Origin of the sequence: Fibrobacter sp. HC4 (genome assembly GCF_023373925.1) — a bacterium.
Taxonomy (GTDB): Bacteria; Fibrobacterota; Fibrobacteria; order Fibrobacterales; family Fibrobacteraceae; genus Fibrobacter.
The window spans coordinates 1-1,124 of record NZ_JALCZV010000049.1; the positions used below are offsets into that span (position 1 = coordinate 1).

At 54.4% G+C, this 1,124-nt stretch carries 1 protein-coding gene; it reads right to left on the reverse strand.

Going from position 1 to position 1,124, the window contains the following annotated elements:
• Positions 1-1,124 (reverse strand): elongation factor Tu (tuf, locus tag MMG03_RS15775; protein ID WP_249506722.1); only part of this gene is annotated, 1,124 nt, incomplete at its 3' end.

Consider the following 1,124-nt stretch of genomic DNA (forward strand, 5'->3'; position numbering starts at 1 on the left):
AAGCGGAGCTGCTTTTCCATTGCGACGGGAGCGATCAGAGTGGTGTGGATAGTGACGGTGTCACCCGGGGTCACCATTTCAACACCTTCCGGCAGCTGGATGGTACCAGTAACGTCGGTGGTGCGGAAGTAGAACTGGGGACGATAGCCGTTCATGAACGGAGTGTGGCGACCACCTTCGTCCTTAGTAAGAACGTAGATTTCAGCCTTGAATTCGGTGTGCGGAGTCACAGACTTGGGAGCTGCGAGCACCATACCACGGGAAATGTCCTTCTTTTCAGCGCCGCGGAGGAGGAGACCAACGTTGTCACCAGCCTGAGCGTCGTCGAGGAGCTTACGGAACATTTCAACACCGGTAATAACGTATTCGGCAGTTTCGCCGAGACCGATGCGTTCGACCTTGTCGTTCAGATGAACAACACCGCGTTCGATACGGCCGGTAGCAACGGTACCACGACCGGTAATGGTGAACACGTCTTCGATCGGCATGAGGAACGGCTTTTCAGTTTCACGAGCCGGCAGCGGAATGTATTCGTCGCAAGCAGCCATGAGTTCCATGATCTTGTCCTGGTATTCTGCGTCGCCTTCGAGAGCCTTGAGTGCAGAACCGCGAATGATCGGAGCGTTGTCGCCGTCAAATTCGTACTTGGAGAGCAGGTCGCGAACTTCCATTTCGACGAGGTCGAGAAGTTCAACGTCATCAACCATGTCAACCTTGTTCATGAAAACAACGATCTTGGGCACGCCAACCTGGTGTGCGAGAAGGATGTGTTCACGAGTCTGGGGCATGGGACCGTCAGTAGCAGCAACGACGAGAATTGCGCCGTCCATCTGAGCAGCACCAGTAACCATGTTCTTGACGTAGTCAGCATGGCCCGGGCAGTCAACGTGTGCGTAGTGACGTGCAGCAGAAGTGTATTCCACGTGAGAGGTGTTAATCGTGATACCACGTGCCTTTTCTTCGGGAGCGTTGTCGATTTCATCGAAACGCTTTGCAGCAGCCAGACCCTTAGCGGCGAGGGTGGTGCAGATAGCAGCGGTCAGAGTGGTCTTACCGTGGTCAACGTGGCCGATGGTGCCGATGTTGCAGTGCGGCTTACTTCTGTCAAAATGTTCTTTTGCCAT